Source organism: Stieleria sp. JC731 (genome assembly GCF_020966635.1).
Classification (GTDB): Bacteria; Planctomycetota; Planctomycetia; order Pirellulales; family Pirellulaceae; genus Stieleria.
Genome location: NZ_JAJKFQ010000002.1, coordinates 83876 through 103788, shown reverse-complemented (window position 1 = coordinate 103788; position 19913 = coordinate 83876). Strand labels below are relative to the sequence as shown.

The following is a 19913-nucleotide window of genomic DNA, read 5'->3' as shown; positions in this document are numbered from 1 at the left end:
AAGAACTGTGAAAAAACGGTGATTTGTAAGTGCGGAATAAATAGTCCGTCTGTTCCCCCCGGACACGAATCATCTAAGTTTTTGCCCACGGCAGTGGTGCAACGATGGAATCGAGACGTTCCGGCGTAATTGGTTTTTGGACATACTCCATCGCTCCCAACGCATGAGCTTGTTTTCCAGCGGTATCGATGCTTCGGCTGCTGATCATGACAACAGGAATCGATTCCAGTCGCGGTTCGCTTTTGATCGTTTGCAGCAATTCCAGCCCGCTCATGCGTGGCATGTCGATGTCGCTAAATACCGTGACGAAGTTTTCGCGGGCGAGTAGCTCGATCGCGGCTTGGCCGTCTTCAGCTTGAACGATTTCGACGGAATACTTTTGCAATGCTCTGGTCGTGCGAAGTCTTGCGCTCTTGGAATCGTCAACGACCAACACCTTGGGTAGGTCGCCAACCGGTTGAGGTGCTTGAGCTGTGAATTGCTCAAGCTCCATCACATTTCCGTAGGCGGCATCGGCAACACCGCGTGGATCCAGTAGCAAGACGGTTTCGCCCATTCCGCTTAGCGTCGCACCAATGCACAGAGGATGTGACTTCAGCATCGGCGGCATCGGGCGAACAACAACTTCTTCAGGACCTAAGACGCGATCAACAAGCAGCGCGACATTGTTTCCGTGTCCGCCATCTGCAGTCGTCGCACCGGTGACCAACTCGATCACCGACCGGCGTTCTGATTCATCGGCGACCGTCGCATGCGAGTTTTTCAGATTGAGGACGCGGTTGAGATCGACGATTGATGAGCTTTCATCGAATTCACCGGTTCGCCTGACTGCTTGAGCTGGCAATGCGAATAGCTGTCCTCCGGAGCGGAACACCATCGCGTGCTGAATCATCGATGGAAGCGGCAGCGAAAGGCGGATTGTTGAACCCTGTCCCGATTCTGATTCGACTTCCACCCAACCACGCATTCTTTCCAATGTGGCCGCCACGACATCCATCCCGACACCTCGGCCGGAAACTTGACTGGCGGATTCTTTGGTCGAAAACCCTGGATGAAAGATCAATCTTGAAAGTTCCGCTCGGCTGACCGATTTGTCGCTTTCGATCAAACCACGCTCGATTCCACGTCGGCGAATCGCATCGTAGTCGAGCCCTTTTCCGTCGTCGCTTACTTCGATCACCAGCAAGTCAGGGCCGGCGTGTGCATGTAGTTTGACGGTGCCATGGGAATCCTTGCCTGCCGATTCGCGATCTGAAGGTGTTTCGATCCCGTGGCTGACGGAGTTGCGAACAATGTGAAGTAAAGGTTCGAAGATCCGCTCTTGCAGAGAACGTTCGATACCCGTGTTTTCACCAACTAGCTCCACACGGACTTGCTTTTGTTCGGTTCTGGCTGCGTCGCTGATCGCACGGTGCAGACGACGGAATAGGCCTGATACCGGCATTCGACGTAGTTGCACCAGTTCCAAACGGAAGTTGCGAATGAACTGTGAAACGGCTTGGTTGCCATCGGCCACGGGCTGGTAGCAATCGCGAAGCCGCTGTGCCGATTCGAGCACGTCGTTGGCAACTTCGTTCAAGTGTGAAAAGGAAACGCCTTCTTCGGCGAGCACCGGATCGGCCAAATGATCACTCGCGAGCAACGCTTCACCTTCATGGCTGAGCATCCGAATTCGCGTAACGCTGTGGATCAATTCGTCATGAATGCCTTTCAGCTCGGAAATCTCGGTGTCACGTTGATTGCGAAGCATCACCAGTTCGCTCAGCATGTCCATCAAGCGGTTTAGCTGAGATGCTTTGACACGAACGGTTTCGTCATCGCCGTGTGATTCCGGCGTGGCAGATTTTTTCGCGGCGACAGTGGGCTGCGTCGCCACGGTGGTGGTTGCAACAGCAGCGCTGGGCTGCGCCTCCGGAAGACCGGTTTGCTGATTCGGAATCGCTGCTGGCTGAATTGAGTGTTCTTCATCGCCATTGACTCGCGCACGAATCAAGTCGACGTGTGGCAACAGCAACTCTGGTGTCACCGGCTGTCCGGTTTCTTGGGTGTAGCGGATCAGTTCTTCGACTTCGTGAATGTACGATGCCAAATTCGCCAAACTGATACTTGCAGATGCCCCTTTGATGGTGTGCAGTTCGCGTCCGATCGTTTTTACAATCGCAGGATCCGACGGGCTCGATTCGAGATCCAAGAGAGCCTGTTCCATTGATTCCAGGCCGCGCGTCGCGTCATCCATGAACGCTTCCATCAACTCGCTATCGACGTCGACGTTATCGGGCTGAGGCGGCTTGATTTCACCTGGTGATTGCGGCGGCGATCCGGCGGGACGTTCGGCAAACATCTCGGTCGGTACAGCTTCGCTGGGCTGTGAATCCTGCTGTTGCGCAGGAGTCTGAACTGCCTGAGTTTGCGCACTTAGATTGCTAAGTAGTGCCGCAATTTCTTCACGCGATGGTGCCGCAACAACGCTTTCTTCGGTGAGTTCGTCGGTATTGGGCTCATCGGTATTCCAATTATCGACGGAATCTCCAAAGTCGGATGGATGCGAATTGACCGATTCGCAGGTTTCCAAGCGAACATCGACCGCTTCGAGCAACAATTCGATTTGATGAGGATCTGATTCTTGGCCGTCGTTAAACGCGACTTGACGAATCATGTCGCAGCTTTCAATGACGAAATCGAGTAGCTCCATGACGTCAGGGTGATCGTCATTGAAATCTGTTAGCGAAGATTCCACAGAGTCGGCAAGTCGCCCAAGGCGATCGACCGCTTCGCCGAGCAATTCGTTCATGTCCTCCAAGCCAGCTTGACCTAATTCGCCAAGCAGTTCGACTGCGGCGGTGAAATCCGCAAGTCGTGCTTCTTGTGAGGTGACTTGGTCGTCGGTCGTCATCTCGATGGCATCTGCGTTAGGATCGTTCATCAGACTTCCTCACGTCGTTCGCTGGTGATCGAGTCGGATGACACGTCGGCAGGAGTCTGGCTGGCAAGGTCCACCAGCTGTCGACGCGGTGAAGGCGACGTGTCGAGATTGGGGTTTGTGCAACCCCGCAGCAAGTGAATGTTGCCGTCCAAATCGATTGCCGTTTTGGCGAGTGACTTGATGGCCCACGATGCGTGGTCGGCTCGCTTGCGATCTGCCGAATAAGCGTTGGCAATCGATTCGATGCCTCCGACCAAGCCCTGCACCAGGTTGTGCTGCTGATCCCCTTGCTGGGAAAGATCAGCGGCGACATGCATTCCGGCTGAGGTCACCGATGACAGTTCGTTCAAGGTCGCGCGGATTGATTCGAGCACCGCCATGTCAGCTTCGACTTCACTTTGTTCCCGACTGAGAACTGTCAGCGAGTCGTTCGTTTGCAATTCCAGCGACTCGGCGAGTACTCCGATCTCACGAGCTGACTGAGACGTTTGCTCGGCCAGCTTTCGAACCTCGTCAGCGACCACCGCAAATCCTCGGCCGTGCTCTCCTGCTCGGATAGACTCGATCGAGGCGTTCAGCGCCAACATCTCGGTTCGTGAAGCGATGTCGGTAATGGTGCCGACAATGTTTCCGATTTGACGCGTCGGGTCACCGAGAGAGCGAAGCTTCTTCTTGCTCGTTTCGCTGCAACTACGAATTCGCCCAATGCCTTCGACAAGCTGATTGGTTTGCGTGATGGTGGCTGAAACGGCTTTTTCGGCTGAACCGATTTGTTGCTGCAGTTGTTTGCAACGGTCGGTCACTTTGGTGATTTCACCGGTCAAGCTTTCCAGCAACGCTGTCGTCCGGTAGGTCGCCTCGGACTGTTTCTGATTGTGAATTTCTGAGTTGCAGCGACCGATTTCGATGAGATCTTTTTCGATCTGACCCATCAGCTCATTCAGGGAACGGCCCATTCCTGCGAGCACGTTTTTGAATTCTGACATGTCGACATTTTCGAGTCCTTCGCCACTGGAAAGACGTCCAAGCATGGACTGAATTTCGCGGTGGTTTTGACGGCTGACCACTTCGATTTCGTCGTATCGCTGAGCGGTCTGGATGATCGTTTCGCCCAGGTCATCCAGTTCGCCAATTCCACTGGTGACCAATGTTTGCCGACGTTCCAATAGGATTGTCTTGAGTTGTTTAATGCCGTTGGTCGTTTTGCTTGAAAGCAGGAAAGAGGCGATTCCGCCCGCAATCAATGCAGCTCCCAAGACGATGCCCGATTGGATTTCGCTTGAATACGAAGTGCTTGCCATTGCCGTCGCGGCAGCGACCACAGCAACCAAGGCGTGACTGATCAAGAATACGAGGTTCGTTTTCATGCGAAGTGCTTCGTGGACAAAAAGTTGTGCGCGGAAGAATCTGTCGTAATTGAATTCGGTTTCAGTTTTGAATCGTTTAGGTCGCGATCGAATGGGCGACGGACCAGGGTGAATCGGTACGCGACCATTGGTTTTCCAAGGTTTGCTGGGCGATACGTTGCAGTCCATGAACGTCCAAGACGCTGATGACTTTGCTTTGATAAGTCGCGGTGCCGAGCATGAAGTTTGCGGAGTTGTCGTTACGTTGAGCGGCGTCGATGTGTGTTTCGATTCCGTCGATTGCGATCACTTTGTCGATAGCGATAGCCCAATCACCGAGTGGGTTTTCAACGATAATTAACTGGCCGGTATGGTTCTGTCGTCTCGCCTGATCCCCAACGATGGGCTCCAGGTCGATCACCGGTAAAAACTCACTTCGCAAGTTTCCGATCCCGAACAGTGACGGATGGCTAAGAGGAACCGGGACGATGTTCGGCATGATGGTGACTTCGCGAACTGTCGTCGCGGGCAATGCAAAAATCGCATCACCACAACGAAACATGCAGTGTTTATCGCTAAGGTTCTCGATGCGAGATCGATTGGTCATTGAGCTATCCATCATGTTTTTTTATTCAGACTATTTCGTTTGTTGTCACGGGATCGTCGCTCCGGTTAAGCGAACACACGTTTGAGCACGTTATTGCGTGCGGCCACGAAGTCCTTGCAAAGCCCGGAGGGCGTCGGATGCCTCTGCCGTGATGTTGTCTGTCGGTTGTCCTGTAAGTTCGTTGATTCGTCGCAGAATTTGAGACGAAAACTGATCAAGTTCCTGTTCCCAGGCGTCCAAGGTTTCGATGGTTAACTCGAAATCCTCGTGTGAATTTTTGCCTTGGGAGCCGGATGCCATAGGGTTGGTAGCCATTGGGTTGTTCATTTGCATTACCGTCGCTTGTGGCGCATCGCGACATCGCACATCAGAGTTCAACGAGGGAGCAACTACCGCTTTAACGGGCGTTTGCTCTTTGGCTGATCAATGTGGCGACTGTCTTCAGCAGCAATTCAGGTTCTGTTGGTTTGGACAAAAAGGCGCCGAGTTCTTCACCTAAAACGGATAGGTGAGGTTCTTCGGCACTGGTCAGGAAGATCACTGGAGTGCGGCTTTCCCATGTCGGGTTGGCCAACAATTCGTGACAGACCCCATACCCATCTAACTCGGGCATGTTGATGTCCAAGACAACCAGATCTGGGTGCTCGGTTAATGCACAAGAAACGGCTTGGCGACCGTCCTCGGCTAGCAGCACTCGATAGCCCGCTTCACGCAAAGTGCGATCGATCAAACGAAGCACGGTCATGCTGTCGTCGGCGACAAGAACCGTGTGCGTTTCTTGTGGGCTAGCGGTGGACCGGTCGGGCGCATTGGCCGACGGTTGCGTAGCGGTCATGGATAAGACTCCGGTATCGGCGTGCCCATGGTGATCCATGCGCCGACACTGTGCGTGGGGGATTTCGTTCGGTGGCGCGGCCATCTCCCGTTTCGAGAGATCCGTCACTTTGCGTGCACGACCTCGCGGTCGGCTTGCCTTTATCGCGAGCCCCGGACACCGCCGGATTACTCACTGAGTATCCCCGAGGCGCTTGCGCATTCTCGTCGCGCAGCCCGGGGCACTCTGGTGAAGGGTTGGTCACTGACACCAATAGTCAAGCGAAACCAACAAAACAGGTCTACAAAATCCACCCGGTAGCCCATGGCCATTGCGAAGGAGAGGCGTAACTGCTGGTGGACGAAGTGATTAGGGCTTTTCGGGGCCGACGTTGGGAGATGGTCTGCCGCTTCAGAAGCAACCGAAATACGCGTCTGAGGCACACGAAATTATGAGATTCTGGACTTCAAAACGTTGATCAGTCGGTCCAACATTTCTGACTGATGAGCCGCGGACAAGGAAACGCGAAGTCGCGAGGTTCCCTCAGGGACGGTTGGCGGACGGATGGCAGGGACGTAGAAGCCTTGCTGGAGAAGCAAATCCGAAAGCTGCATGGCATCGGAGTCTGAGCCGACAACGATAGGGACGATCGGGACCTTGGTTTCAATCGGATCGCTGGTTCGTCCCAAGGCGGCTCTGAGTCGCTGGGAATGCTGACAGACGATGGACCTGCGCGATTTCAACTCGTCTCGGATTCTAAAAAAATGGGCCGCCGCATCGACCGCTAGTGGAGACAGCGCGGTGCTGAAGATCAGTGGCCGGCAATGATTGACTAAATAGTCTGAAATGATCTTGGGGCCGACAACGAAACCTCCCTGGCTGCCAATTGCTTTGCTAAGCGTGCCGAGGCGTATCGCTATCCGGTCTTTCACATCAAACTCTTCACAGGCTCCCGAAAGGTGTTCGCCCAACACACCTGTTCCATGAGCTTCATCGACGATCATGGTGGCTTCGAATCGTTCGGCAACATCGACCAAGTCAATTAGTGGAGCCACATGGCCATCCATACTGAAGACCGCTTCGCTTACGATCCAAACACGTTTGTATTGTGAACGCTTTTGCTGCAAAGTCGTTGCAATAAAGTCGACGTCACGATGTGGATAGACCAAGCATTCTGCGCGACTCAAGCGACAACCGTCAATCAATGACGCATGATTTAGACGGTCACTCAGGATCAGATCGCCTTCGCGGCAAAGCGTCGCGATCGTGCCGCTGCACGCTGCAAAGCCACTTGGAAACAGGACAGCGCTTTCCGTCTGTTCAAATGCTGCAAGATTGGCGGCCAGTTGTTCGTGCTGCCGAGTCCAGCCGCAGACCAGTGCACTCGCACCCGCACCGCTACAAGTTTCTGATCGCTGCTGGCCTCGATTTTCCATCGCTAGCCCAAGATAGTCATTCGATCCAAAGTTGATCAGGCGACGACCATCGGGTTGCTGAATCAAAACTCCGTCGGAAGTACGCGGCACCAGCTTTCGGAAACGCGACTGGCTTTGCAACTGAGACAGCGGTTCTTGAAAGTCTTGCCAGTCATGACGAGTCATCGATTTATAGACGCCTGCTTAAAACAGCGTGCCAAGATCGGTCATCCAATGATCGATCATTTGCTCGCGAGTAGATTTGTTTGTAGCGGAAAACGACTGAATCGACTGAGACGAATCCATTTCTGATTCGGCAACTTGGATGCTGCTGGTGCTTTCGCTTTGACGGATCGCGATCGCGTTCAAGACGAACAAAGCGTCGCGGGGCGTTAAGACCCCGTCGCCATTGGTATCTAAATAGTAACGCGATGTCAGCGGGAGATCGGATCCGAACTGGATCGCAAGCTGATTGATCACGACGAGGGCATCAATCGGCGTCGCGGTGCCCGATTGGTCGACATCAGCGGAGTCAAATAGATTGGTCAGTTGCGAATTGACACTTCCTGTTGTCGTGATATGTAGCTGGCTAGCTTGGTCTATAGAACCCGCTATGACGACGTACTGCGCGCCGGCTTCAAGTGTTGCGTTAACTTGATTCCCGTCTCGTGATCCGACTTCGATTCGATCTGGTGTCGTGATCCAAACTTGGTCGTTCAGTCCCGCGTCGTATTCAATTTGGATCGTCGCGTCGGTTTCAGCGACAATCATCATTGTGACATAGCCTGTTCCGGCTGGAATTGTGTGTGTGCCGGAGACCAACTCCGGTTGAACTGCAGCATACCCCACGTCAAAAAGTGATTCTTGTTTCAGCATCGCGCTGACATCAATGTTTTGATTCTGGGATTGGTACACCAGCTGAATCAGTTTTCGCGTGACGCCACCGTCGATCCAGTAGTCTCCGACGGGAAGGAACTGCGACAGTAGGCCGACTTCGTCGTCAGAGCTGCAGTACTGTGTGGTGGTTGAACTGTTGACCGGCGTCACCGAAATGCAACCGCTGGACTGCTCGCCTAGATCAAACAAGCCATTGTTATCGGTATCGTCGTAGGCGATGCCTGTCAGGTACGCACCGACACTCGCATTCCTTGACAATGTGTGTGTTGCCAAGAAGTTCGTATCGGATGAGAAGATGCTGAACCCGTCAAGCGTTGCATACGCGATTCCGATCGCGTCACGCCGAGGATGAAGCAGAGCTTCCAGGTGCCCTAGCGATCCCGAATTGAATTCCAATACGAAACTGACAATGTCATAGTAAGCTTGCCTTTGACGGTGGTCATCCGAACCGACTTGATACGCATCGCGAGTGTGTGGCATTGTTGGCCCCGATTGGTAGCCAATGTTCTCGTTAAATGCGCCGCTGCTCCATTCCCCGAGTGTGCTGTCTCCGATGTAATCTGGTTGGCTTGCCGCGCGAGACGGGTTGTAAGTCAGCCCTGGCAATTGTCCCAAACAGCCTGACGCGCTTGAATTTTCAGGAGTGCTGTGAGCAAAGCAGGTCGTCTGCATCCAGTTGTTGTGGTTGCTGGACTCGGCATAAAGTGAATCTTCCCAAGTCAGCGGTGGCAAAGGATCGGTGCCCCGGAGCAATTCGAGAGCCGCTGGAACATTTGAGGGCATGAATCCGATTTCGATCGCCTCACGCAAGTCTTGCCAAACCGGGTCGGTGTTGGCAAAGCCATGTCCTTCCCCGGCTTGATTCGATCGCATCTGATCGAGAACATCCGCAAAGGCAGGCGGATCTTGACGCATCAGATTGACGATTTCCATGGCATAGATTTCCATGGGAGCAGCCGCCATCAAATGACGGTGCTCAAGACGCTCAAACCGTTGACTCGTCGAGCGAACGTTTCTGGGCATGTTTGTCGTCCCTGTTAAATCAACGGACAAAGCAACAAAAGAAATCTGGATGTCTGAAAACAATCACGAGGACATCGTCGCGAAGTTTCCGCTGGCATAGGCCAATCAGACAGCCCACTGGCTAGTTGGCTTTGCCGGTCGCAACCATCTTGCCCCAGCTATCACGCAGGGGAACGATTCGGTTAAAGACAAGTTTCTCGGATGTGGAATCACGATCGACCACGTAGTACCCCAGTCGTTCGAATTGGAAGTGCTCTTCGACTTCGGCTGAATTGATTTCAGGCTCCGCATATCCCTTAACGACTTCCAGCGAGTTTGGATTCATGTTGTCGAGGAATGTCTTGCCTTCGTCCGCTTGGTCAGGGTTTTCGACCGCAAACAATCGGTCGTAATTACGGACTTCGACTTCGACGGCTTCATCAGCACTAACCCAATGGATCGTGCCTTTGACCTTCCGGCCAGAGTTGTCTTCACCCGATTTGGTTTCAGGGTCGTAGGTGCAAAGGACTTCTGTGATGTTGCCGTCGCTGTCTTTCACGACATCTTGGCAATCGATGATGTAGCCACCGCGGAGCCGAACCGAACCGCCTTTCTTTAAACGGAAGAATTTTCGAGGGGCTTCTTCGCGGAAGTCATCGTCCCCGATCAGGAGGCTGCCCGTGAATGGGACTTGGCGTGTGCCTGCTGATTCGTCTTCTGGGTTGTTGCCGACATCCATCATTTCGACTTTGCCTTCTGGCCAGTTGGTGATCGTCAATTTGATCGGATTGAAAACGACCATCCGTCGCGGAGCGACACGATTGAGGTGTTCACGAACGGCGTTCTCAAGCCGGATGACATCAATGGTGCTGTTGAATTTGGCAACACCGACATCGATCGCGAAGTTGCGGATCGATTCGGGAGTGTATCCGCGACGACGCAATCCGCTGATCGTTGGCATTCGCGGATCATCCCAGCCGGTGACATGGTTTTCTTTGACCAGTTGCAGCAGCTTACGTTTGCTCATGACGGTGTAGGTCATGTTCAAACGGGCGAACTCCATTTGTCGTGGGTGGTGGATTTCCAGAGCATCGCAATACCAATCGTAGAGCGGTCGATGGTTTTCGAATTCCAACGTGCAAATCGAAAACGTGATTCCTTCGATCGAGTCACTTTGCCCGTGTGCCCAGTCGTACATCGGATAGATGCACCACTTGTCGCCGGTGCGATGATGGTGGGCATGCATGATCCGGTACATGACCGGATCCCGAAGATTCAAATTGGGCGATGCCATGTCGATCTTTGCCCGTAGCGTCCGGCTACCATCAGGGAATTCGCCAGCCTTCATGCGGCGGAACAGATCGAGGTTTTCTTCTGGCGTTCGATCGCGGTGAGGACTGTTTTTGCCAGGCTCCGTTAGCGATCCGCGATATTGACGGGTCTCTTCTGCGTTTAAGTCACAAACATAGGCCTTGCCGTCCGCAATTAGCTTTTCGGCCCATTGATAAAGCTGTTCGAAGTAGTCGCTGGCGTAGTGAAGCGAGTCCCACTGGAATCCCAGCCACTGGACGTCAGCCATGATCGAGTCGACGTATTCGGTTTCTTCCTTTGACGGGTTGGTATCGTCAAAACGCAAGTTGCATGTGCCAGAGTAGTTTTTCGCCAACCCAAAATTTAAGCAGATGCTTTTTGCATGGCCAATGTGAAGGTAGCCATTGGGCTCCGGTGGAAACCGGGTGAAGACGCCGGACGCCTTTCCGGCTGCCAGATCCGCGTCAATCGCTTGTTCGATAAAGTGTTTGTTGGGGCGGCTGGATGCTGAATCGCTCTGGCGTGTCGTGTCATTCATGGCGTTGATGAATCCGAGTGGTTTGGGCTGGAGCGGGCGCCTGCTAGTAAGCCAGGAATGTATCCGGGGTCACGTCTACCAACTGGTTGTGGTGTGTCGGTCGTCGAAATGATGGACGCACCACTTGGCAAAACAGGTTCGCTCATTGCGGATCAAACAACAATTCCCCCATAAAAGCAACGTCAGGATGACGAGGGGCCCGCGATCTGACCACAGATGACCAGCAAAGGCATCGCGAGGGGGGAATCGAAATGATTCCGGTACAAGAGTTTACCGATCGTGGCGGAGTTCGCCGATGGTGGGTTGAGCACAAGTGAGATGAAAAGGCACCCGTACATTTGTCTCTTTTGTCGAGACTGGAACTTGTGATGTGGGTTCCAAGGACGAGTGCCGCTGAGCCAACCGGGTGCGATCATTTGAAAGCACCCCAGAATCGACGCTTTTGCTATTTAGCCGCCTGCATCTCGGCAGCAGGCTGATCGGAAGATTCTTGAAGCGACCGAATGAAGTTGATCAGGTGCCAGATGTCGACTTTTTCGTATTCGCCAGGAACGAAGGTGCTGGCCGCCGGCATCGGTGACCCTTCAATACCTTGTGTGATCCGACGGTATAGGTCTTCTCGCGAGCTACCGCCACGGAATACGCCTTCGGTGAAGTTCCGCGGCAAAGCATTTTTCGGCGGCATCGCGCCCCGTGCCATCAGCGGGATCAAGGTTTCCAGGTCCTCTGGTTTCAAGCCAACTCGCGAGGTCCAATCTTTGGTCCAGTCGTCGTAGTCTTTGTTTTGGCCATCCCCTTTGCCCGAGTTGCCGTGGCATTTATTGCAGCCGGCAATTTTTCCGGTGAAGACGGCTTTGCCGCGTTCCACCGACGCGGTCAATGCTTCGGCTTCGTCACCGGATTGCATCTGCACGAACTCTTCGTAGGAGTCAGGTACGGGAACGTCTTCTGGTGGATCGGGGACTTCGACAAAGTCATCTTCGGCGTCTAGCCACGAACCTGCGATGTCCTCGGCAAGTTCGTCTGCCAAGCCGATCGAATCTTCGTAGTACTCAAGCTTTTCAGCCAGCTTTGCCACCGGTGATTCCTCGTCTTCGCCATCTTCCTCCCAAGCTTCGACCTGCTTTCGAATCGATTCGCCTTCGGTTTTCATGCGTTCGGCAAATTCGGTATCGAGAATACGGTCGACTTCGAAATCAAGCTCGAATACAGCTTCGTCGATGATCGTGCGTTCAACTTCGCCGCGGATCGACAGATAAATGACATAGTCGACGAGTGCTTCGACATCCTCTTCGGATAGTTCAGGGATTTTCTTCATCGCGGTGCCATCGATCCCATCACCGATCACATGAACTAGGTCATCACGGGTCGGCTTGGCGCCACGCTTGGTTGATTTCCACTTGAATAGTCCCATGCGATAGTCGCGTGGGTAGGGATCAAGGATGGCGGAGTTTTCACCACGACCGTTCCCCGTGACCCCATGGCAGCTAACGCAATGCTTTCGGTAGAGACCACTGCCGTCGGCGATTGGGCCAGCCGCCTTTTTGAGGCGTTCCATATCGACGAGGTCTTCGAAATCCTCTCCGCTAAGCACCTCTGGCATCTTGGGTTCGTCCGGGGTGCCAAACATGCCGTTGATGATCCACGTGGTATCGGCAAGCGCTTGGTCCATCGAGACTTCGTTCTTGATCTGATACTTCATCGCGTGCACCAAATTAGGCTCGAATTCAGCCTTATAATTTTCGGTGCCGCGATTACATCCGCCGACAAACGCGACGGCGGGGATAGCAGCGAAAGTTAGGACGGAGAAGATTTTTCGCATGGGATCTTTCGGCGAGAATTGTGAACGCGTGAGGGTGTGCGGTCTGGAGCAAATTCGCCTCCAGCAGCAACAATCCTCCGCTGCCACGTCGATGCGATGGCAATGCTAGGTGGGACTAATTTAAAGGCTGCACGATTTTGCCGCGTGAATCAAGAATCTGCGGCATTTTTGACCGCCTTTTCGATGCGATCCGCCACGGTTTGAGGACCGAGAATGGCGAGCGTGTCAAACATTCCAAATCCGACGGCCGATCCGGTAGCGGCGACCCTCACGGCGTGGATGATCTGACCGATCTTGATTTCCTTTTGCTCGCAATAGCCTTTCAGCAGAGTTTCGCAAGCTTCGGGGTCGAATTTGTCAGCCCTCAGAACGACTTCGCGAAACCCATGCAGCAAATCACAGGCGTCGTCTGGTTTGGCGATCCGCTTTTGAAAGGCTTTTTCGTCGTACTGAAGGTCGTCGGAAAAAAAGTAGTCAAAATCGATGATATCGCCGGCAACCTTCAGACGGTCCCCCGCTGCTGCGACAACTTGAGAAAGCGTTTCATCGTCACCGGATTCGACTAGTCCAGCCGCGATTGCGAATGGGGCGACCGAAGCCAACCGAGTTTCGTGAGGCAGGTCAGCGAAATGATCCGCTTGGAACGCCATCAGCTTTTGCGGGTCGAACGAGGCCGGTGACTTGGTGACCCGTCCCAATGAGAAATGTTCGACCATTTCTTTGATGGTGAATTTTTCGCGTTCACCATCCAGCGACCAACCAAGCAACACCAGATAGTTCAACAGCGATTCTGCTGAAAATCCAATGTCACGATAGAAGTCAACGATGACGGGGTTGAACGTATCCTCGCTGGTTTCCAACTTGCATCGCTCGGCAATTTTCTGGCCGTGGGCGAGCAGGTCCGCGAAGTCTTTATTTTTGAGGTACTTGGCAAGTTTGCGTTTGCTCAGCTTTGCCGTGCCGCCGGGTTCGGCAACGTAGGGCAGGTGAGCAAATGCGGGGCGCTCATATCCGAGTGCTTCCAGGATGAAGATCTGCCGCGGTGTGTTTGGCAGGTGTTCCTCGGCTCGGACGACATGGGTGATCCCAAATTCATGGTCATCGATCACGCTTGCCAAGTGGTACAGCGGGCTGCCGTCGGCGCGAGCGATCACATGATCTTGTTCGGTTTCCCAAGCGACCGTGACCGTACCGCGAACGAGGTCTTCAATCACGCAGTTGCCTTCACGAGGCATCTTGAGCCGAATGACTGCCTGTCGGCCTTCGGCTTCATATTTGGCAGCCGCTTCGTCGTCTTCGGCCATCCATTGCCGATCGTAGAAGTAACGTTCACCTCGCTTGGCAGCCGCATCACGCTCGGCCTGCATTTCTTCAGGAAGCGCGTAATCGCGATAGGCATGACCCGATTGCAGCAGTTTGACCACTGCCGCTTTGTGCAAATCGACTCGCTGAGATTGATAATAGGGGCCATGTGGTCCGCCGACTTCGGGGCCTTCGTCCCAATCGATTCCTAACCAGCGAAATCCGTCGAGGATCGGCTGTAGTGCTTCGTTTACATTTCGACCTGCGTCGGTATCGTCAATCCGCAGGATGAACTGTCCGCCGGACTGTCGAGCCAACAACCAGTTGAAGAGGGCGGTTCGTACGCCGCCAATGTGTAGATAACCGGTGGGGCTGGGAGCAAAGCGAGTGCGTATCATTTCGGTCGATGTATTGGGGATCAGGTTCCGGTGCCTGCTGAAATCCGTAGCGGCCAGCTGAAATTACAGAGCTGGCTGTTCCGCAACAAAATATCAGCCACCGGCAAAAACACGAAGGCCCAACAAGTGACGAAAGTTTACGCGGCACGCCCTCCGCGTCGCAGTTTCTTTCGCATCCGGCGACGTTCCGCTTTGCTCATCGAGTCCCAGTCGATGTCATCTTCGTCGACGTAATCATTGTCATCATCGTCGGCCGAATTAGTTTCTCCTGCGGACGAATGTTCGCGTCGTGGTGTTGGGGTAGCTTGATTGCTGTGGTTGGACCGCGAGCCTGCGGCATCGCTGTCGGAACCATGGCGTGACGATTGTCCGGCTTTGGTTTTTGAGGTTGTTCCATTGCCGCTGGAGCGACGCGCGGAAGCATCGCTGCTGTCATCATCGTCGTCGGAGTCTGATTCGGTCTTGGGTTTCTTTGCTGGCAGTTTCGCCTTTAACTTCGCAAAGAAACTTAGTTTGGGTTCAGACGGTTCTTCATCCGTCGCGGCGTCAGCAGTGCTATCGGGTGTGGCTTCGGTCGCTTGTTGCGATTTGGCCTGCTCGTCGTCATCGCCGCTGTTTTCCTTCGGCGGCTTCAAACGGAGGGAGAACCAGCCTTTGCGTTTGGGCTTCTGATCGTTGTCTTGTTCTTCCGTCGGCTCGCTGGCTTTTGCAGCAGTTTTGGTCTTCGAATCGCTGCTAGAATCTTCCGCCGATTCTAGATCCGCTGCGTCTGCTTTCTTCGCTCGACTCGGCAGCCGGAACCATTTGCGTTTCTGAGCGCTGGATACGTCCTCATCATCGGAGGACTCATCACTTTGAGTTGCTACAGAGTCAACATCGCTGGGCGATTGCTCGGCTGCCTGTTTTGGTTTGCGTTTGAAACGATCGAATAAGCGACGGCGTTCGGTCTTTTTCTTTGGCTCAAGAGTCGCATCGCTCGAATCGTCAGCCTTGTACGATTCTTCGTCGTTTTGATCGTCTTCTGCAACCTTTGTTGGTGCTGGGTTGGCAGGTCTTTGTCGGACTTGCAAATCTGCCGCCGCAGGACGGATGTCATCGGCATCGGCAAAGAAATTCGATTCGATCGGAGCGTTGAGCGCTTTGCGTTGCGATTTCCATTGGTCAATGCGTTCTCGCAGGCTTGGGCCATCGGCAATGTTCCGAACCTGTCGAAACAACAGTCGTAGGTATGTCGTGAATGCCAGCGTCAACATCGAACATCCGATGAACGGCGCTGACAACACAATCGTCGATCGCGACAAAGAATTGACAACAAAGATATTCCATGCGGCTGCTTCCATAAGCGAAAAGCAAGCGGCCGAAAGCAATAGGAAGACCAATGCGGGGCGGCAGCGATAGACCTCGTGAATCAATCGCATGAACAGAATGATTCCGCCGACATCCAATAGGATTCTCAGCCACCGGCCTCCGGAAAGGACAGCTCGATCACCGAGCGCCAGATCCAGAAAGGCACCTAACCAACCGACCAAACCAACGACGCTGTGGATGCAGGCGACGAGCAACACAATCGTTGTCAAACGCCATAGCTGATAGTGTCCGCGATAGTCGTCGCGGCGGTGTAAACGCAAACCGTAGATCAAGTAGGAAGCTCCCGCGCAGAGCATCCAGTTCATCGTCAGCCACCACGCACCAAAGCTGTCTGGACGGTCGAGGCGAAGTGGTCTGGCAAGGTCCTGTTGTGCGATCAGTGAGGGCCACGTCACCGCGAAATGATGGGCGCATGCGAGACTGATCGCTGTGACGATCAACGTGAACGCGACCACAATCATAGCGCGAAGCGAGACCGGAACGAGCGAAAACCATCGGCCTCGAAGGTGGAGATTGACTCGGGAGCCGAACTGGCTGGCCGGTTCGCGGGCTTCGCGAAGTTCGGCCGCAAGTCGCGACGTCCCGGCGGGCGATTCCGCAGCGACATGAGCTTGATAAAGCACACGTCGCCGGCGTTCGCTATATCGTCGGATCGCTGGCATGGATTGTTGTTTTGCTGGCGAAGGAACTGATCCGCGTTGCTCGGCTCTCTCTGTCTTTGTTTCGACAGCATTACATCCGAAGTGCCTCATGCGCCGTTGTTGGCGTGTGGCGAAGCGGGTGGAAGCCAGCCCGGGCGAAGTCCATTTCGCGCCTGCGGACCTTTGACACTATGAAATTCAGCCCCGCAGGGTCAACTGAGAAGCGGGCAAGACAGCAGCGGGCAACAGTGATTGTCTGCTTCGTGGGTAAGTCCAGTGCCGCCCGGATAAGTCCAGTGCTACGCGGGCGAAGCACAGCTTGGCAAATTGGGAAAACCACCACCAACGCCGGTCACTTGACCTTTGTTCGATGATGGATTGTGAGAGTGTCTATCAAGTCGAGGCTGTTTTCGGTGAACCCTTTGGGGCAATGGGGGTGTCTGTTGGGCCATAACGAATCGCAAAAAAACTGTGAAAGTCGAATGAGTAACGCGATCTGCGCCGCAATTGGCCCCCCATCGCATTGACACTCTCGACTAGAATGTCAAGGACCTCGGGAGGTCAGCAGGTCCACATTTGTGCGGTTTGCATGTTCCTTTTCACCAATTCGTTGGCCCGACTGGCAAGTGCGTGCTGGTCAAGTTTCTGCAAGGATTTTGCTGAGATGAGTCAGAGTTTGCTGGACAGTCACGTTCTAATCTTAAACCGCTTCTACATGGCGATCCGCGTGGTTGATGTCCGACGCGCATTGACGCTGCTGTATCGCGAATGTGCCGAGGTGATCAGTCACGAAGCTGGCCAGTTCATTAGCTACGATTTCGAAAGCTGGTGTGAAATGAGCCAGTTGAATTCACTTGAGAAGCAACCGGCGGACGAGTTCATTCAAGCCGTCGGCTTTGAACTGCAAGTTCCGCGAATTGCTCGGTTGACCCGCTTTGACCGGATGCCCATGCAGACGGTGCGTTTCAACCGAAAGAATCTGTTCGCACGTGACGAGCACACCTGCCAGTATTGCGGCAAGGACTTCCCGACCCACAAGCTCAGTTTGGACCACGTCGTTCCGCGGAGCCAAGGTGGTCCTACGACCTGGGAAAACATCGTCGCATGTTGTCTGCGGTGCAATTCTCGGAAAGGTGGACGGACGCCGAAAGAAGCCGGCATGAAGCTGATGACAAAGCCGATCAAGCCACGCTTCAATCCTTTGGTGACCCATTCGGTTGATGACCCGCGGTACCACTGTTGGAAAACATTCCTACCCGCTGCGGGTTAGGCGCGGCAATCGCCAGTCTGCGATCATATGAGCAAGGAGGCGTGAATACGTCATCTTGGCGAGCATGTTTCATGCGGGGAGGCAACGTATGCACCGGTCGCAACGATCAAAAGAAAAAGGCCTCGCCAAAATCAATTGGCGAGGCCTTTTGTTTTTCTATTGTCGTCCTTCACGCCGTGCGGCCAGCGTTCTTTCCCGCTGGTATTATGGAGTAGAAGGAGACTTTGTGAGTAATCAAACCTGAAAATCAACAGGTCGATAATCGTTGCCAGCTTGCCGGCCGAAGAGGTGCGTGGTGACTGAGATGAGCGAGGGGATCAATCGTCCGCCAAAGGCTCTTTCTTCTCGGTGATGACTTCGCACTCTTCTGATTTTTCGGCGTTCAGCTCGATGTAGCTCTTCCACTCGTCTGGGACGTTATCTTCGTGGAAAATCGCCTCGACGGGGCACTCAGGCACGCATGCTTCGCAATCGATGCATTCTTCTGGGTGGATATAAACCATTTGGTCGCCCTCGTAAAAACATTCAACGGGGCAGACGACGACACAATCGGTGTATTTGCAGCCTGAGCAGGGTTCGGCGACAACGTGAGTCATGTTCAAAAACCTTTCATTATGGGAACCTATCCAAAGTCACCTCTTCGCCCAATATATCGACCTGACAAGCGATTGACTGCACCCCAAAGAGCCGTCCGTAATAGGAAATGTCAAACCAATCCCCCAATTCAACTAATGATGCCCCGTCAGCTGAACGGTCTATGAACTCGGAGTCGGAAGCATCACCGACACAACCTGCCACCCAAGTTGCGGGACAAATCCGAATCAAGCCAGGGCGTCAGTTTCCGTTTTTAGCACGTCACCCTTGGGTCCAGGCGCACGCATTGATCGGTTCAGGAGACCGAACCGAAAGCGGCAAGACTCTGAAGCGAGGCGATGTTGTCGAACTGGTTGACATCGACGGAAATTTTCTCGCTCAAGGTCTGATCAATCCAGCGAGCCGTCTGCGCGTGCGGCTGTATAGCTTTGATCGGCGTGAGCAAATCGGCGATCAGTTTTGGAGAGATCGAATCGATGCTGCGATAGCACGACGCAAATTGGTTAGCCCGACAGATCCTCAAGGTGCTGAGCGACTTGTTTTCAGCGAATCGGATCTGCTAAGCGGTCTGATTGTTGATCGCTACGCCGATACGCTGGGAGTTCAATTTACTGCAGGAGCACTGCTCCGGTTTCGCGATGTAATTCTGGACCATCTGCGTCAGGCGACGGGTTGTCAAAGAATCGTTGTCCGCATCGACGAGAAGACCGCAAAGCACGAAGGCATCGAAGCTGATGCCGGAACATGCCAGTTCGACCAAGTGATTCCACCCGACGGGGTGGCCTATCGCGAGAATGACTTGGACTTAGTTGTCGATCTGATTGGCGGCCAAAAAACTGGCGGATATCTCGATCAAAGAAAAAACCATGCGGCCGCTGCGCGATACTTAGCCGGAAAACGCGTGTTAGATGTGTGTTGCTACACCGGCGGTTTCGGTCTCGTTGCGGCGAAGTCTGGCGCCGCAAGTGTTGTCGGCGTGGACTCAAGTGCTCACGCGATCGCGTCTGCGGAAGCGGCCGCGGAACGAAATGGGGTACGGGATCAAATGTCATTTATTCGTGAAGATTGCTTCGATGCACTGAAGCAGCTTCATGAAAAAGGCGAGACTTTCGACGCTGTCATTTTGGACCCGCCGCGGTTTGCCGGTTCGCGAAAACAGGTCGATCAGGCACTGAGGGCCTACCGACGTTTAAACATGATGGCATTGGACCTAATCACGCCCGGCGGGATTTTGGTCACGTGCAGTTGTAGCGGACGGGTTGCCCGGTCCGAATTTGCAGCGATGTTGACCGAAGTGGGCCGAAAGAAGCGACGTGACATTATCATTCTCGAAAATCGAGGCGCGCCGGCGGACCACCCGATTGCGGCATCGTGTCCCGAGAGTGAATACTTGAAATGCATCATTGCTCAGGCGATGTAATCCAACTGAGGCAACTGTTTGTTCGGCCCAATCGTTTTCCGATCCGGTAATCGACTACCCATGCGATCCCCCCGATTAGACCACGATAAAGTGCGAGACATCGCGCGCACATCCGGATATATTGTTGGCCTGGTAGATAAATTCGAATTGGATGTCGATGCCCGATCAGGTCGCTGTTTACAGGTCGTTGTTTCTAAGTCGCCGTCTACTTAATCACCGTCTGCCAAAGTTGCCCTGAGCGCCAA

At 53.8% G+C, this 19913-nt stretch carries 14 protein-coding genes and 1 riboswitch; of the genes, 2 read left to right on the top strand and 12 right to left on the bottom strand.

Translation table 11 applies throughout. The features are described 5' to 3' along the window. Positions 1–73: 73 nt before the first annotated feature. The 11 genes from LOC67_RS06250 to LOC67_RS06200 all read right to left on the bottom strand — a co-directional run bounded on the left by LOC67_RS06250 (position 74) and on the right by LOC67_RS06200 (position 16405). Positions 74–2923, bottom strand: coding sequence for a response regulator (locus tag LOC67_RS06250; RefSeq protein ID WP_230261673.1), 2850 nt, complete (start codon positions 2921–2923; stop codon positions 74–76). After that, on the bottom strand, positions 2923–4290 hold the full coding sequence (locus LOC67_RS06245; RefSeq protein WP_230261672.1) for a methyl-accepting chemotaxis protein: 1368 nt from the start codon (positions 4288–4290) through the stop codon (positions 2923–2925). The genes LOC67_RS06250 and LOC67_RS06245 overlap by 1 nt, the downstream gene beginning before the upstream one ends. Positions 4291–4366: 76 nt before the next feature. Further along, positions 4367–4876, bottom strand: a complete 510-nt coding sequence (locus LOC67_RS06240) for a chemotaxis protein CheW (protein ID WP_230261671.1) — start codon at positions 4874–4876, stop codon at positions 4367–4369. A gap of 90 nt (positions 4877–4966) precedes the next feature. Next, complete coding sequence (locus tag LOC67_RS06235; protein WP_230261670.1) at positions 4967–5191, bottom strand: hypothetical protein; 225 nt, start codon at positions 5189–5191, stop codon at positions 4967–4969. Between the two features lie 82 nt (positions 5192–5273). Continuing rightward, positions 5274–5711, bottom strand: a complete 438-nt coding sequence (locus LOC67_RS06230; protein ID WP_230261669.1) for a PleD family two-component system response regulator — start codon at positions 5709–5711, stop codon at positions 5274–5276. A gap of 67 nt (positions 5712–5778) precedes the next feature. Continuing rightward, positions 5779–5860: riboswitch (cyclic di-GMP riboswitch) on the bottom strand. A gap of 279 nt (positions 5861–6139) precedes the next feature. Then, the gene (locus tag LOC67_RS06225) at positions 6140–7291 is read right to left on the bottom strand and encodes an aminotransferase class I/II-fold pyridoxal phosphate-dependent enzyme (RefSeq protein WP_230261668.1); all 1152 of its coding nucleotides are present in this window, start codon (positions 7289–7291) and stop codon (positions 6140–6142) included. A gap of 18 nt (positions 7292–7309) precedes the next feature. After that, entirely contained in the window at positions 7310–9025 is a 1716-nt protein-coding gene (locus LOC67_RS06220; protein WP_230261667.1) for a dockerin type I domain-containing protein, read from the bottom strand. A gap of 121 nt (positions 9026–9146) precedes the next feature. Then, entirely contained in the window at positions 9147–10853 is a 1707-nt protein-coding gene (locus LOC67_RS06215; protein WP_230261666.1) for a glutamine--tRNA ligase/YqeY domain fusion protein, read from the bottom strand. 445 nt (positions 10854–11298) lie between these two features. Then, on the bottom strand, positions 11299–12675 hold the full coding sequence (locus LOC67_RS06210) for a cytochrome c (protein WP_230261665.1): 1377 nt from the start codon (positions 12673–12675) through the stop codon (positions 11299–11301). Positions 12676–12824: 149 nt separating this feature from the next. Next, positions 12825–14375 carry a glutamate--tRNA ligase gene (gene gltX, locus LOC67_RS06205; protein WP_230261664.1) on the bottom strand — a complete coding sequence of 517 codons (1551 nt, stop codon included), beginning with the start codon at positions 14373–14375 and terminating at the stop codon, positions 12825–12827. 137 nt (positions 14376–14512) lie between these two features. Further along, positions 14513–16405: a DUF3488 domain-containing protein gene (locus LOC67_RS06200; RefSeq protein WP_230261663.1), complete on the bottom strand. Its 1893-nt coding sequence runs from the start codon at positions 16403–16405 to the stop codon at positions 14513–14515. A gap of 643 nt (positions 16406–17048) precedes the next feature. On the opposite strand from LOC67_RS06200, the gene LOC67_RS06195 reads away from it, so the two are divergent. Beyond that, positions 17049–17654 (top strand): HNH endonuclease, encoded by a 606-nt coding sequence (locus LOC67_RS06195; protein ID WP_230261662.1) that lies wholly within the window; start codon positions 17049–17051, stop codon positions 17652–17654. A gap of 317 nt (positions 17655–17971) precedes the next feature. Here the strand turns inward: LOC67_RS06195 and LOC67_RS06190 are convergent, their stop codons facing one another. Further along, positions 17972–18250, bottom strand: a complete 279-nt coding sequence (locus LOC67_RS06190) for a ferredoxin family protein (RefSeq protein ID WP_149494794.1) — start codon at positions 18248–18250, stop codon at positions 17972–17974. 161 nt (positions 18251–18411) lie between these two features. On the opposite strand from LOC67_RS06190, the gene LOC67_RS06185 reads away from it, so the two are divergent. Continuing rightward, positions 18412–19668 carry a class I SAM-dependent rRNA methyltransferase gene (locus tag LOC67_RS06185; RefSeq protein ID WP_230261661.1) on the top strand — a complete coding sequence of 419 codons (1257 nt, stop codon included), beginning with the start codon at positions 18412–18414 and terminating at the stop codon, positions 19666–19668. Positions 19669–19913: the final 245 nt, after the last annotated feature.